This window comes from Caviibacterium pharyngocola (genome assembly GCF_002795405.1).
Lineage (GTDB): Bacteria > Pseudomonadota > Gammaproteobacteria > Enterobacterales > Pasteurellaceae > Caviibacterium > Caviibacterium pharyngocola.
In genome coordinates, this window is sequence record NZ_PHGZ01000023.1 from 1 (window position 1) to 14,463 (window position 14,463).

At 39.4% G+C, this 14,463-nt stretch carries 13 protein-coding genes and 1 CRISPR repeat array; of the genes, 10 read left to right on the top strand and 3 right to left on the bottom strand.

Annotated features, from left to right (window positions below):
* Positions 1-97: 97 nt before the first annotated feature.
* The 3 genes from hemG to CVP04_RS09790 are packed head-to-tail and all read right to left on the bottom strand — an operon-like array spanning position 98 to position 2,694.
* Positions 98-610: a menaquinone-dependent protoporphyrinogen IX dehydrogenase gene (hemG, locus tag CVP04_RS09780; RefSeq protein ID WP_100297333.1), complete on the bottom strand. Its 513-nt coding sequence runs from the start codon at positions 608-610 to the stop codon at positions 98-100.
* Position 611: 1 nt separating this feature from the next.
* The gene (locus CVP04_RS09785) at positions 612-2,075 is read right to left on the bottom strand and encodes a TrkH family potassium uptake protein (RefSeq protein WP_100297334.1); all 1,464 of its coding nucleotides are present in this window, start codon (positions 2,073-2,075) and stop codon (positions 612-614) included.
* A gap of 10 nt (positions 2,076-2,085) precedes the next feature.
* Entirely contained in the window at positions 2,086-2,694 is a 609-nt protein-coding gene (locus CVP04_RS09790) for a YigZ family protein (RefSeq protein WP_100297335.1), read from the bottom strand.
* Positions 2,695-2,767: 73 nt separating this feature from the next.
* On the opposite strand from CVP04_RS09790, the gene tusA reads away from it, so the two are divergent.
* The 10 genes from tusA to CVP04_RS09840 all read left to right on the top strand — a co-directional run bounded on the left by tusA (position 2,768) and on the right by CVP04_RS09840 (position 13,820).
* Positions 2,768-3,010 carry a sulfurtransferase TusA gene (gene tusA / locus CVP04_RS09795; protein WP_100297336.1) on the top strand — a complete coding sequence of 81 codons (243 nt, stop codon included), beginning with the start codon at positions 2,768-2,770 and terminating at the stop codon, positions 3,008-3,010.
* Between the two features lie 244 nt (positions 3,011-3,254).
* Positions 3,255-4,268, top strand: coding sequence for an arabinose ABC transporter substrate-binding protein (locus CVP04_RS09800; RefSeq protein WP_100297337.1), 1,014 nt, complete (start codon positions 3,255-3,257; stop codon positions 4,266-4,268).
* 83 nt (positions 4,269-4,351) lie between these two features.
* Positions 4,352-5,854, top strand: coding sequence for an L-arabinose ABC transporter ATP-binding protein AraG (araG, locus tag CVP04_RS09805; RefSeq protein WP_100297338.1), 1,503 nt, complete (start codon positions 4,352-4,354; stop codon positions 5,852-5,854).
* 15 nt (positions 5,855-5,869) lie between these two features.
* On the top strand, positions 5,870-6,844 hold the full coding sequence (gene araH, locus CVP04_RS09810) for an L-arabinose ABC transporter permease AraH (RefSeq protein ID WP_100297339.1): 975 nt from the start codon (positions 5,870-5,872) through the stop codon (positions 6,842-6,844).
* 26 nt (positions 6,845-6,870) lie between these two features.
* The gene (gene araC / locus CVP04_RS09815) at positions 6,871-7,710 is read left to right on the top strand and encodes an arabinose operon transcriptional regulator AraC (RefSeq protein ID WP_243385288.1); all 840 of its coding nucleotides are present in this window, start codon (positions 6,871-6,873) and stop codon (positions 7,708-7,710) included.
* Between the two features lie 218 nt (positions 7,711-7,928).
* Positions 7,929-9,527 carry a xylulokinase gene (locus tag CVP04_RS09820; protein WP_100297341.1) on the top strand — a complete coding sequence of 533 codons (1,599 nt, stop codon included), beginning with the start codon at positions 7,929-7,931 and terminating at the stop codon, positions 9,525-9,527.
* 26 nt (positions 9,528-9,553) lie between these two features.
* Positions 9,554-11,041 (top strand): L-arabinose isomerase, encoded by a 1,488-nt coding sequence (gene araA, locus CVP04_RS09825; protein WP_100297342.1) that lies wholly within the window; start codon positions 9,554-9,556, stop codon positions 11,039-11,041.
* Between the two features lie 12 nt (positions 11,042-11,053).
* Positions 11,054-11,749 (top strand): L-ribulose-5-phosphate 4-epimerase, encoded by a 696-nt coding sequence (gene araD / locus CVP04_RS09830; RefSeq protein WP_100297343.1) that lies wholly within the window; start codon positions 11,054-11,056, stop codon positions 11,747-11,749.
* 827 nt (positions 11,750-12,576) lie between these two features.
* Entirely contained in the window at positions 12,577-13,170 is a 594-nt protein-coding gene (locus tag CVP04_RS09835) for a hypothetical protein (protein WP_100297344.1), read from the top strand.
* A gap of 431 nt (positions 13,171-13,601) precedes the next feature.
* Complete coding sequence (locus tag CVP04_RS09840) at positions 13,602-13,820, top strand: hypothetical protein (protein WP_100297345.1); 219 nt, start codon at positions 13,602-13,604, stop codon at positions 13,818-13,820.
* Positions 13,821-13,832: 12 nt separating this feature from the next.
* A CRISPR array of direct repeats spans positions 13,833-14,463; the repeat unit is 32 nt; unit sequence GTTTCAACACTCAGCTACGCATAGGTAGCTGG.

Below are 14,463 nucleotides of genomic sequence, written 5' to 3' on the forward strand. Positions count from 1 at the left end.
CTTGCAAGATCTTTTTATATCAAATGCTCTCGATCGCTTTTTTCTTAATCAAATCGCTTTAATCCGACTAAAAACAGCGCAATTTATGGCTAATGAATCATCGCTTTAATTGCTCGGCAAATTTTTTTACGTTTTCCCAGTTCGTATATTCGATTTCTTTGCTCGGATCCGTCTCACCACCGGTGGTTTTCATAATGAACCGAATCATTGTTCGATCAAAAAACGAATAGCGTGGATAAAATAACGCACCGGCAAACACCGCGCATAAATACGGTTTCCAACTGATGCGCTGTAAAAATTTTCTGACATATACGTTCGTTTCCGGCGTATCTTTCCCCGATTTTCTCGCGGTTAAATTCACGCCGAAAAACGCACAAGGTTTTGCATTTAAAAGTGCGGTATGTTTTTCGATAAAATCATAAAGTCGGCGATCAAAATGCCCATAACGAATCGACGCACCGATAAGGATTTTCTCCGCCTCGCAAAGCGTCGATTCAGAAACTTCATAGAGAGATTGAACCGCCGCATCTTCCACAAATTCTCTTGCAATAAAGTTCGCAATTTTCTTCGTTTGACCGTCTCGGGTCGAATATAAAATCAATATTTTCATCTTATGCTTTCCAGAATGCCGGACTAAACAATACAAGTAAGGTAAAGATTTCTAACCGCCCGCACACCATCGCAATGGTCAAAATCCACTTCGCACTATCCGGAATCGCAACGACATTGCTGCTCACACCGCCTAATCCCGGCCCTAAATTATTCAAGCACGCCAATACGGCATTGAACGCATCAAAAGGCGCCACACCACAAGCGATCACACCGAGCAAGCAAATCGCAAACACCAATAAATAGGCGGAAAAAAACGCCCAAATGCTCCCGATAACCCGCTCATCCAAAATTTTATTTCCCCATTTTATCGGATACACCAAATTCGGATGAATAAAGCGTTTCAATTCTCGTCGTCCTTGCAAATAAAGCACCAATACGCGTGCAACCCGTAATCCTCCGCCGACGGAACCTGCGCAACCGCCGACAAATGACGCCATAATTAATAACATCGGCACAAACGCCGGCCAATGTGAAAAATCCGATGTAGTGTAACCGGTCGTCGTCGAAATGGAGACAGCCTGAAAAATCACTTGTTCGATATTTTTGAGGTTATCGGAAAAGTAATCTTCTCCAATCAACACCGCCGAACAGACTAAAACCAGCCCGATTTGAATACGGATAAAAAAACGAAATTCCGGATCGCGTAAATAAATTTTCACCACATTGCCTTTGCCCATTTCCGAAAACGCACGAAAATGCAACGCAAAGTTACAAGCGGAAATTAATAAGAAAAAAACCGTAATCAGATTAATCGTCGAACTATCGAAATAGCCCATACTGGCATCGTGAGTAGAAAAACCGCCGATCGACACTGTTGAAAAACTATGTGTAATGGCGTCAAACGGCGTCATTCCCGCCAACCAATACGCCAAGGCGCAAAGTGCGGTCAAAAAAGAATAAATAAACCACAGGGCTTTTGCTGTTTCCGCAATTCTCGGACGCATTTTTTGATCTTTCATCGGTCCAGACATTTCCGCACGATACAGCTGCATTCCGCCAATCCCCAATAACGGAATAATAGCTATCGCCAAAACGATGATTCCCATACCGCCCAACCATTGCAATAATTGGCGATAAAATAAAATGGCTTTAGGCAATTCGTCCAACCCGACAATCGCCGTCGCACCAGTTGTCGTTAATCCGGAAAATGCCTCAAAAAACGCCGCACTTAAGCTTAATTGCGGATGTTCGAACAGCATAAACGGCAATGTTGCCAAACTGCCCAACACCACCCAAAAGGCAACAACAATTAAAAAACCCTCGCGAGAACGTAATTCTTCCTTATGAAGATGGCAAGACCACCATAAAATCGTTCCGACAACCAAACTGATCGCAAAAGACTGCATAAACGCCTTACCGCCGCCGTCACCATACATCAACGCAACAAACGCAGGCGCTAACATCGTCACCGAAAAACACATTACTAAAATGCCGACAATGCGAACAATAGATAATATATGCACAATTTCTCTCTTACTCGATAGCCTTCAAAATCAACCGTCCGGCGGATCGATCCGTTAATTCCCGTCTGAATGACGCTAGTTTATCATCACTTACACCGAACTCAAACCGCACATTCGCTTGAAAGTCCTGCGCATTAATCACCACATTATATTTCTCGCACAACTGTGCAATCCAATTTGCTTGCGCATAATCGCAGTCCAACAGATAACGCCCGCGCTCCACTTTTAAGACGACTTCCAACTGATTCAACGCCTGCTGAACACCGTTTCCATAAGCACGCACCAATCCGCCCGTGCCTAATAAAATACCACCATAATAACGCACCACCACTGCACTAATTTCACCGATTCCGCTACCGAGTAATGCATTTAGCATCGGTTTTCCCGCCGTACCGGCAGGTTCACCGTCATCGGAAAAACCGAATTCTTGCGAATTGTTCGGTTGCGCCGCCACCGCCGCCCAACAGTGATGACGTGCATTCGGATGCAACGCCTTAATTTCCTGCCAAAAGGATTTCGCCTGCGCCAAGCCTTCCGTATGATGCACATAAGTAATAAAACGGCTTTTCTTAATTTCTTCTTCAAAAATCACCGCACTTTTCGGGATAAAATATTCCATTCTTTTTTCTTTTTGACCACGATCCGATTGAGCGGTATTATACGCACAAAACGAATCAATCCACCAATATACAATGAACGAAATCACCATCCACAGCACGCTTGACACCCTCGGACTACGCTGTCCGGAACCGGTAATGCTGGTACGAAAACACATCCGCAAAATGCAAAACGGCGAAATATTACTCCTCCTCGCCGACGATCCCGCCACCAGCCGCGACATCCCTGCATTCTGTCAATTTATGGATCATACGTTAATAAAAAGCGAAACGGAACAGGTCCCGTTTCGGTATTGGGTGATGAAAGGGAAAGAATAACTAGATAAGCAAAATTTCTTTTATTACTTAATGCTTTTTTAAAAAACGTCATTTCAAAAATAATTAAATAGGACTTATAAGCTAAATATATAGACTATTCTGCTGTAAATTTATAATGTGATCCAGATCTAATATTTTTACTATTAAACCCTTTAATATGTCCTCGCTGTTGAAATGTAGTGTGTCATTAGCAAACATAGTCTATTGATTTTATTAAACTTTTACATCTAATGAGGGCGTAGGTATGAAATTAACTAAAAGAACATTTCTCAAATCTATCATTGCGGCGTCTATTTTTATGGTCACAGGATTAGCAGCTAATCCTGTATATTCTAGCTCATCCGATACAATGAAATTAGGCTATCTAGTCAAACAGCCTGAAGAACCTTGGTTCCAAACGGAATGGGCATTTGCTGATAAAGCAGCAAAAGATATTGGTAATGTTCAAATCATTAAAATTGCCGTGCCGGATGGTGAAAAAACACTAAATGCCATCGACAACCTTGCGGCAAGTGGTGCAAAAGGCTTTGTGATCTGTACACCTGACCCAAGATTAGGCCCTGCAATTATGGCGAAAGCGCGTTCTTATGATCTCAAAGTTATTGCGGTTGACGATCAATTCCTCAATGCTGCTGGTGAACCGATGACGAATGTGCCATTAATTATGATGGCTGCGACTGAAATTGGTGAACGTCAAGGCCAAGAATTATATAAAGAAATGCAAAATCGTCATTGGGATGTTAAAGATACCGCTGTTTTGGCAATTACTGCAGATGAACTAGACACAGCTCGTCGTCGTACCGAAGGTTCTATTTCCGCATTAATTAAAGCAGGATTCCCAGAAAAACAAATTTATAAATCACCAACTAAAAGTAACGATATTCCGGGCGCTTTGGATGCAGCAAATTCTATGTTGGTTCAACATCCTGAAGTAAAAAATTGGCTTATCGTCGGAATGAATGACAATACAGTTTTAGGTGGTGTACGCGCAACTGAAGGTCAAGGCTTTAAACCTGAAAATGTTGTCGGTATCGGTATTAACGGCGTTGATGCAGTCAACGAACTTTCTAAACCAAATCCAACCGGCTTCCTTGGTTCATTGTTACCAAGTCCAGACGTTCACGGTTATCGTAGTACTGAAATGCTTTATAAGTGGGTTAAAGACGGCGTTGAACCGGAAAAATACATTGCCGTACAAGACGTTGTATTCTTGAAACGCGATAATTTTAAAGAAGAACTTGCGAAAAAAGGCTTATAACTTTTTATTTCCTATCTCTGTTGGTATTTAGCGATTAAATACCAACAGCCTTTCCGAATATAGTCTGAAAAGAGGAGTTCAATATGCAAATTCCCTATTTAGAATTTGATAATATCAGCAAATCTTTCCCCGGCGTCAAAGCATTACAAAATGTATCATTTAAATGTTACGAAGGGAAAGTACACGCATTAATGGGTGAAAATGGTGCGGGCAAGTCAACATTATTAAAAATTCTAAGCGGAAACTACTTACCGACCGAGGGCAAATTGCATATCGGCGGTAGAACGCTCACATTTAAGAATACCAAAGAAGCATTACTGGCGGGTATTGCTATCATTTATCAAGAATTAAATATTGTGCCAGAAATGACCGTTGCTGAAAATCTATGCTTAGGTCAATTACCAAGTTCCTTTGGGATCGTTGATAGAAAAGAACTCACCGAGAGAACAACGCAATATCTTAAAAAACTAGAGTTGGATATCTCGCCTGATACCCCACTAAAAGAGCTTTCTATCGGGCAATGGCAAATGATCGAAATTGCTAAGGCATTAAGTCGCGGCGCAAAAATTATTGCTTTTGACGAGCCGACAAGCAGCTTATCAGCACCTGAAATAGAAAAATTATTTCAAGTGATTAATGAATTAAAAGCAGAAGGCAAAGTGATTCTTTATGTGTCACATCGTATGGAAGAAATTTTTCGGATCAGTGATGAAATAACCGTATTAAAAGACGGTCAATTTGTCGAAACCTTCTCAGATCTTAGCAAAATTAATAACGATATTCTTGTACGCAGTATGGTCGGTCGCAACTTAGGTGATATCTATAATTACCGTCCGCGAGAAATTGGTGAAAATCGTCTAAAAATCACCGCACTTTCTGGCACAAAACTAAAAGGTGAATTTAATTTAGATGTTAAGGCTGGCGAAATTCTTGGATTATTCGGGCTCGTCGGTGCAGGACGTTCGGAACTGTTCAAAGTTATTTTCGGCGCAGATCCAATCACAAAAGGTAAAATTGAACTGGATGGGCACCCAATAAAAATTACAAAACCTAAAGACGCTATTGAACAAGGTATTGTGCTTTGTCCGGAAGATCGTAAAAAAGAAGGCATTATTCCAACCGCCACCGTTGGGGAGAATATTAATATTAGCGCTAGACGTGCTCATAATTTCTTCAAGTTTATTATCAATGAGAAATGGGAGCGAGAAAATGCCGAGAAACAACGCAAACAGATGAATGTTAAAACGCCTTCTATAGAACAATTAATTGTCAATTTATCCGGTGGGAATCAACAAAAAGCTATTTTAGGACGTTGGTTATCAGAAGACATTAAAGTGCTTTTATTAGATGAACCGACTCGCGGTATTGATGTCGGTGCAAAATCCGAAATATACGATCTGATCTTCAAATTAGCCGATGAAAAACTCGCAATCATTGTAATTTCCAGTGATTTACCTGAAGTTATCGGGCTATCTGATCGCATAATGGTTATGCGAGCACAGAAAATAACAGGCATTGTCGAACGTGAAAATGCAACCGAAGAAAAAATTTTAAAACTTGCAATGGTCGAAAACAAAACGGCTTAAATGGGAGAATAGAATATGAGCAATACTAATTCAACACAAAAAAATAACGTCAGCATACTCAGTCAAATTTGGAATTCTTATGGAATGTTGTTGATCTTTTTTGTTATTTTTATCGGTTCTTGTATTTTCATTCCTAACTTCGCAACCGTCATCAATATGAAAGGTCTCGGATTATCGATCTCAATGAGTGGAATGGTCGCTTGCGGAATGTTATTTTGCCTCGCTGCCGGTGAAATTGACTTATCCGTCGCCTCCGTGATTGCTTGCGCGGGTGTTGTTACCGCCGTTGTTCTCAATGCCACACAGAGCATTTTTCTCGGCGTATCTGCTGGATTATCTTTAGGTGCATTAATCGGACTACTAAACGGATTTGTTATTGCCAAGCTCAAAATTAACTCACTTATTACTACCCTTGCAAGTATGCAAATTGCCCGTGGTCTAGGCTATATCATTTCAGACGGGAAAGCGGTTGGTATCACAACAGAAGAATTTTTTGATTTAGGTTATCAAACTGTTTTTGGGATCCCTTTGCCAATTTTGTTTACTATCATTTGTATTGGTATTTTTGGCTTCTTACTTAGTCGAACTACTTATGGTCGCAACACCCTAGCGATCGGTGGTAATGAAGAAGCCTCTCGTTTAGCGGGTATCAACGTTGATCGAACCAAACTTATCATTTTTGTTGTATCAGGTCTTGTTTCTGCATTAGCCGGCGTAATTCTTGCGGCACGAATGACTAGCGGACAACCGATGACCTCTATCGGGTTTGAATTAGTTGCCATTTCAGCCTGTGTATTAGGCGGAGTGTCATTAAACGGTGGTGTTGCAAAAATTTCTTTCATTATCGCTGGTGTGCTAATTTTAGGTACCATTGAAAATGCAATGAATTTATTAAATATTTCACCATTTGCTCAATACGTTGTAAGAGGATTAATTTTGCTAATTGCCGTGATTTTTGATAAATATAAACAAAAATTTATCAACGCATAATTCCAAAATCTATGGCAAAAAAAGAGATGAATAAACAATCCAATCCATTATTACCCGGCTATAACTTCGGCGCCTATTTAGTTGCCGGTTGTACACCGATAGAAAAAGGGAAAGAATTAGATTTCACAATTAATCGCCCTAATGGAATGAAAGGATACATTATTAATCTCACCATCAAAGGAAAAGGCACCGTATTCAGCGGAAAGAATGCATTCGATTGTTCTGTCGGCGATCTATTGCTTTTCCCGCCAAGTGCGGTGCATTATTATCATCGTTCTATTGAGGCGGAAACTTGGTTCCACCAATGGATTTATTTTCGCCCACGAGCATTATGGTCCGATTGGTTAGCTTGGACAGACACTCTCAATCACGTCGGGCGATTGAAAATTCCTTCTCAAGAAATTTATCAGGATTTTCTCAATCTATTTCAACAAATAGAAAGAGAATATAATTCGGGCGATTTATTTTCAGAAGAAATGTCGATGTGTTTATTAGAACAACTGTTAATAAAGTGTTTTAAGCTTGATCCGTCCAACAAACAGCGATTACTGGATCCTCGTATCTTATCCGCTTGCCATTTTATTACGGATAATCTGGATAAAAATCATAAAATCTCAGAAATTGCAGATCATATTCATATGTCACCCTCTCGATTAGCGCACTTATTTTCCTTGCAAGTTGGCAGTAGCATCATAAAATGGCGAGAAGAACAACGAATGATAAAAGCGCAACATTTATTACATACTTCCGGCGCGCCAATTTACCATATTGCACGCCAATTAGGTTATGATGATCAACTCTATTTTTCTCGCCTTTTTAAACGTTATACCGGACTAAACCCTTCAAATTATCGCAATTCAAGATAGAATCCTTTTGATTTTAAAGAAAAAATTTTCTTATTATCAATGACAATATTCTTATTATGTACAATAAATAAGATCTCATTCTCAAATTAGATTTCATAGCTGTTTTATCCATATAAATAGCATATTCCACTCTAACACTTTCAGTCAATCCGAATTAATATGGCTCCAATTTCAATTCAAAAGCATAGCAATACCTTTAATTTGAAAGGGGGAGAAATATGCAATCTATCAAACAAATTATTACAAGTGGAAAAACCTGTATCGGCATTGAATTCGGTTCAACTCGAATTAAAGCAGTCTTAATCGATCACCAAGGAAATATTCTAGCCAGTGGCAATTTTAACTGGGAAAATCAATTCGTTAACGGAATATGGACCTATGATCTAAACCAAATTTGGTTGGGGTTGCAGCAAGCTTATCAGGCATTGACCCAAAATGTGCTGGAAATCTACGAAACCCATATTACCCAAGTCAGCTCAATCGGGATTAGTGGAATGATGCACGGTTATATGCCGTTTGACAGTCACGGAAATTTACTAACTCCTTTTCGTACTTGGCGTAATAATATTACTTCCGATGCAGCGAAAAAATTGACCGCACTTTTCAATTACAACATTCCTCAGCGTTGGAGCATTGCCCATTTATACCAAGCCATTCTGAATCAGGAAGATCATATTTCACAAATAGATTACTTCACTACTTTAGCCGGTTATGTTCATTGGAAATTAACCGGAGAAAAAGTACTCGGCATCTGTGAAGCATCGGGAATGTTTCCGATTGATACACAAACGCAAAATTACGATGCAGCAATGATCGCTAATTTTAACCAACTTATTGAGGAAAATCACTTTCCTTGGACGCTCAATCAAATTCTACCTAAAGTGCTACCTGCCGGAAAAATTGCAGGGAAACTCACTGCTGAAGGAGCAAAATTATTAGACCCAAGCGGTTATTTACAATCCGGCATAAAGTTCTGCCCACCGGAAGGCGATGCAGGAACGGGAATGATCGCAACAAATAGTATTAAAGAAACAACCGGAAATATTTCAGCCGGCACGTCTGCTTTTGCAATGATTGTATTGGAAAAAAGTTTATCTCGCGTTTATGAACAATTAGATATAGTGACAACACCGACTGGTAAATTAGTCGCAATGGCTCACGCCAATAACTGCACAACAGATATTAATGTTTGGATAAAACTATTATCGGAATCATTACATTGTTTCGGCGTAACACTTCCTGCCGATAAGATCTATGAAACCTTATTCAATAAAGCACTAGAAGGTGAGAAAGATTGTGGTGGATTGCTTTCTTATGGTTTCTATTCAGGTGAACACAGTGTCGATTTACCCAATGGCTGCCCAGTATTTTTACATCCCACCGACAGTCATTTTAGTCTGGCAAACTTTATGCGAACCCACCTTTATTCCGCTTTTGGGGCGATGAAATTAGGTATGGATATTCTTATTCAACAAGAAAAAATCACAATTTCTAAAATTGTTGCACACGGTGGCATTTTCAAAACACCTAATGTGGCTTCCGGTATTTTAGCCGCAGCACTAAATGTTCCTATCGCCGTAATGAGCACTGCTAGTGAGGGAGGCGCTTGGGGAATTGCATTATTAGCTGGGTATCTTGAAATGAGTGACGATATTTCCTTAACACAATATTTGGATGAAATCATTTTTAAGCATACCGACATTTCAATTAATCAACCAGAACCAAGCACAGTTCAAGGTTACGAACGTTTTATACAAGGTTACAAGCAAAATATCTCTGTTGCAAAAGAAGCGGCAAGAATTTATTCCAACACCTAAATTTAGAACAGTATGGGAGAACACTTATGGAATTCATTAAAACACTTGAGGTTTGGTTTGTCGTCGGTAGCCAACATCTCTATGGGCAAGACGCATTAAAACAAGTTGAACAAAATGCCGAGCAAATTACCAATTATTTGAATCAACAAAATCCATTTATTCAAATTAAATTAAAGCCGCTTGCTACAAGTTCAAGCGAGATTTTGTCTATCTGCCAAGCTGCAAATAACGAAGATAAATGCGTTGGATTAATTGCTTGGATGCATACTTTCTCACCGGCGAAAATGTGGATTGCTGGCTTATCTCAATTAAATAAACCTCTTCTACAATTTCATACACAATTCAATCAATTCATTCCATGGAATGATATTGATATGGATTATATGAATTTGCATCAAACTGCTCACGGTGATCGCGAATTTGGTTTTATCGCTGCTCGCTTACGCAAACCAAGAACTATCGTCGTAGGTCATTGGCAAAGCCAATCCGTTCAACAAAAACTCGATCGTTGGATGCGTGTAACTGCAGCGATCTATGACCAAAAACATCTTAAAATTGCGCGCTTCGGTGATAATATGCGCGAAGTTGCCGTGACCGAAGGAGACAAAGTAGAAGCTCAAATCAAGTTCGGCTACAGCGTAAACGGCTATGGTGTCTATCAATTAGTTAATGCCATAAATCAAGTTTCAGAAGAAGATATTGCCTCTCTCATACAAGAATACGAACGCGAATACCAACTTTCTGATGCATTAAAAGAAAATGGAGAAAAACGCACCGCACTTTTTGACAGCGCACGTATTGAATTGGGACTAAAAGCCTTTTTACAAAAAGGTGGATTCAATGCATTTACCGATACTTTTGAGAATTTAAACGGCTTAAAACAACTTCCGGGATTACCAGTTCAACGTTTAATGCAACAAGGTTATGGCTTCGGGGCTGAAGGAGACTGGAAAACAGCAGCGTTGGTTCGCGCCCTTAAAGTAATGAGTTTCGGTTTACCGAAAGGGACTTCTTTTATGGAAGATTATACCTATAACCTAGACGAAAATAACGAAGTCGTTTTAGGCGCACATATGCTAGAAGTTTGTCCATCAATCGCACAAGAAAAACCAATTCTGGACATTAAGCCCTTAGGTATCGGCGGAAAAGAAGATCCAACTCGTCTAATTTTTACCGCTAAATCCGGACCGGCTATAAATACAACGATTGTGGATATGGGAAATCGTTTCCGAATGATTGTCGCCGATTTGGAAGCGATAGAAAAACCTCAAGCAATGCCTAACTTACCGGTAGGTCACGCTTTTTGGAAACTACAACCGAATTTTGATATCGGAACACAAGCGTGGGTAACTGCAGGCGGGGCACATCATAGTGTATTCAGCTTAGATATTGATGCAGAAATGCTACGCATTTTTGCAGAATTTTTTGATATTGAATTTATTCACATCAATAAAAATACTGAACTGGCAACATTGAAAAATGAACTCCGTTGGAATGAATCCGCCTATCGATAAAGAGGTTACACAATGTTAGACACACTTAAGCAGCAAGTGTTAGAAGCAAACTTAGCGCTTCCAGCACATCATCTTGTTACGTTTACTTGGGGCAACGTCAGTGCAATCGATCGAGAAAGCAATCTTGTGGTAATCAAACCTTCTGGTGTTGAGTATGACAAGATGACCGTTGGTGATATGGTGGTTGTTGACTTATGCAGTGGAAATATAGTTGAGGGCGATAAAAAGCCCTCATCAGACACACCAACACACTTAGAACTCTATCGACAATTTCCAACTATAGGCGGTATCGTCCATACACATTCTCGACACGCGACGATTTGGGCACAAGCAGGTCAAGATATTATCGCCGCCGGTACCACACACGCCGATTATTTTTATGGTACGATTCCTTGTACAAGAAGAATGAGCGAAAATGAAATTGATGGCGAATATGAACGAGAAACCGGAAAAGTCATTGTAGAAACTTTCTTAACACGGAAAATTTCGCCCAATGATATTCCCGCTGTTTTAGTTAATTCTCACGGACCGTTCGCTTGGGGAACAAATGCTGAAAATGCTGTTCACAATGCGGTTGTATTAGAAGAAATCGCTTATATGAATCTTTTCACTCGCCAACTTCAACCTGATTTGCAACCAATGCAACAAATTTTATTAAATAAGCACTATCTGCGAAAACACGGCAAAAATGCTTATTATGGGCAATAAGTAAATATTGTCGATAATATTCAAAAACGTACTATGAAACATCAACATATAGTCTAATAAGCAACTGATCAAAATTCATTTACATAGCTACGACGAAAAAAGTAAAATAATTTTGATCAGTTCTCAAAAATTGGATGTTTAGTCTAACTTTTTTGAGAAAGGGGTGTACCTAACTGGTATTTATTAAAACGCCCCTATCACTCCAATGTTTTTATCACAGTAAAGACGGCTGAAAATCAAGATTTTACTACAAACGCAAAATCTTTTACAACGCCAACATTTGGATAGTAAAATCAACTATTTCCTCACATTCGCCGTTAAACTTTCAAAGCAATTTACTGGTGAACCAAACCCATCAAAAAATTATCAGTTACCAAAGAGATTGCAAGATTATATGACATAGCTTATAGTCCTCACTAATTCAATTAAAAAGGTGTGTATACTTAAATTCATTGATAATGTGTATCTCTTGAACGGTGGTATTATGATTGCTGTTGCCTTATTTATTGGTGTATTTATTTATCCGACGATTGCTACTATCGTTATTTTACAGCCTTACTTGGCTTATTCGCTAACGGATTAGAAAAATTCGGCATTCAACAGTGGATAGATAAGAAATATGTCAAAACAATGCAAACCATTCCGAGTTCCGAGTGTTAATGCGCTGCGTAAAGCCTTTAAAGCTATAAAATAAATCGCATAATAACAACAAAACCACTACCGCCATATCCAATGTGTTAAGTTGACCTTCCCTTTTGTATCTCAACTAAGTCAGTTTACACTTTTTTAATCGCCCAAGAAGTAATTTTAACATTGAAAAATCACCTATGATTTATGAACTACGAACAAAACTTAATTATAAAATTCGCTATACCACTATCAACACTAATCCGATAGAAATCAGTGTGATTGTCACACCGGATTTTAATGGTTACAATCAAGGTGGAAACGAATGCACTGTATTTGATTTTCTAGCTTTATATGAAAAAATGGATAAAAATAGCTCATACTACCCCATTACTTGCGAATGCGGTTTTCCTGACGATGCGGGTATTTATGCGCCTATTTCCCAAAAACTGACCGAGACAGAAATATATTGGGATATTCCTATTACAGACTATCCTTATACACTCAGCCCAGAATATAGTAAATTAGAAAATGGCACATTACGTATTATTTTCAATAAACAGCAATATCAGCAAACGACAAAACAGATAGTTACCTTGCTTAAATCCTTTATTGAAAGCGGCATTGAAATTTCAACAATCAAGGCAGAAGATTTCATCAGTGTTTATAGCGGAGCTAACTACTTCACAGAAGTCATAAACCCCTTGATTATTCAAAATACTCAATTAACTCACATAAAACTCCACGAACTTCATCCTTACGGCGGAATAGATATAGAAAAGATCTTTGACTAAAAAGAGTTTGAGTTGATGATTTGCTCATCAACAAGAACGGGGTTCTAGACCAAAAAATTTGATTACCATTGACTGCAGATATCAATTTTTAAGTTAATTATCTACCCACCTTTTGAAAAATGGATCTCCTTAAAGAAAGGCGAAAGCATAGTTCCCCATTGCTCGACATTTAATTTTAGAAAACGATTTCCTACAATCACGATAAGTAACTGGCGGCTAAGGAAAATTACTTACTGATATTGACCGTGTTACAATACTCAGCTATGCGTAGGTAGCTGGTCGGCTGTCTCGAACAAGAACGGTTCTTCACCTTTGTTTCAACACTCAGCTACGTGTAGGTAGCTGGTTCTTGATATTCTTGACGGCGTTATCTAAATCTGCTTTAATTTTAAGCGATAAAGTTAAATTATCTGACATAGGAGGTGCCTATAATGGTAAATAGAACAAACGATATAATTACCGTCATTGTTTACGCCGTTTTGCTATTGCCGTTTGAAATCGGCTTACTATTTTGGTTATTCGGTGCTGCAACCTTCGTACAAGTGATGTTTTACAGCTTACTTAGCTACGCACTTATCGGCATACTCGCGTTTATTTGGCGCAATCCGTTTCTTTCTCTGCTTGGGTTGTTATTTGCCCTTAACAACTAACGACTGCACTTAGTTTCAACACTCAGCTACGCATAGGTAGCTGGCCGGCAAGTGCATTAATCCCTGACGCCCGACGCTGTTTCAACACTCAGCTACGCATAGGTAGCTGGTAACTCATCGGAATGGCGGTTATCTTGTCAAATGGGTTTCAACACTCAGCTACGCATAGGTAGCTGGTTTCGTTGAGCAAATCAAAGCCGATAATCCCAAAGTTTCAACACTCAGCTACGCATAGGTAGCTGGCAATCCCATTGCTTCTGCTGCAATTTGTTGTTCTTGTTTCAACACTCAGCTACGCATAGGTAGCTGGTATATTCCTCTTTGATCGATGATTTAAGTGAGAGGTTTCAACACTCAGCTACGCATAGGTAGCTAGCTATCAGTGAATATAGCAAACACATCGATGGGGCAGTTTCAACACTCAGCTACGCATAGGTAGCTGGCTTTCGATATGTCTAGTGGCAATCCTACAAGAGATGTTTCAACACTCAGCTACGCATAGGTAGCTGGAATTGATAAAATTCGGTGTTTTCTTCGGATTTATGTTTCAACACTCAGCTACGCATAGGTAGCTGGCTCGGCAGCCACTTCCGTTTTCTCCGCCTGACGTTGTTTCAACACTCAGCTACGCATAGGTAGCTGG

Bases quoted from the DNA above. Each gene is read 5' to 3' on its own strand.
- hemG (WP_100297333.1), bottom strand. From the start codon at position 610: ATGAAAATATTGATTTTATATTCGACCCGAGACGGTCAAACGAAGAAA.
- CVP04_RS09790 (WP_100297335.1), bottom strand. From the start codon at position 2,694: ATGGAATATTTTATCCCGAAAAGTGCGGTGATTTTTGAAGAAGAAATT.
- tusA (WP_100297336.1), top strand. From the start codon at position 2,768: ATGAACGAAATCACCATCCACAGCACGCTTGACACCCTCGGACTACGC.
- CVP04_RS09800 (WP_100297337.1), top strand. From the start codon at position 3,255: ATGAAATTAACTAAAAGAACATTTCTCAAATCTATCATTGCGGCGTCT.
- araG (WP_100297338.1), top strand. From the start codon at position 4,352: ATGCAAATTCCCTATTTAGAATTTGATAATATCAGCAAATCTTTCCCC.
- araH (WP_100297339.1), top strand. From the start codon at position 5,870: ATGAGCAATACTAATTCAACACAAAAAAATAACGTCAGCATACTCAGT.
- araC (WP_243385288.1), top strand. From the start codon at position 6,871: ATGAATAAACAATCCAATCCATTATTACCCGGCTATAACTTCGGCGCC.
- CVP04_RS09820 (WP_100297341.1), top strand. From the start codon at position 7,929: ATGCAATCTATCAAACAAATTATTACAAGTGGAAAAACCTGTATCGGC.
- araA (WP_100297342.1), top strand. From the start codon at position 9,554: ATGGAATTCATTAAAACACTTGAGGTTTGGTTTGTCGTCGGTAGCCAA.
- araD (WP_100297343.1), top strand. From the start codon at position 11,054: ATGTTAGACACACTTAAGCAGCAAGTGTTAGAAGCAAACTTAGCGCTT.
- CVP04_RS09835 (WP_100297344.1), top strand. From the start codon at position 12,577: ATGATTTATGAACTACGAACAAAACTTAATTATAAAATTCGCTATACC.
- CVP04_RS09840 (WP_100297345.1), top strand. From the start codon at position 13,602: ATGGTAAATAGAACAAACGATATAATTACCGTCATTGTTTACGCCGTT.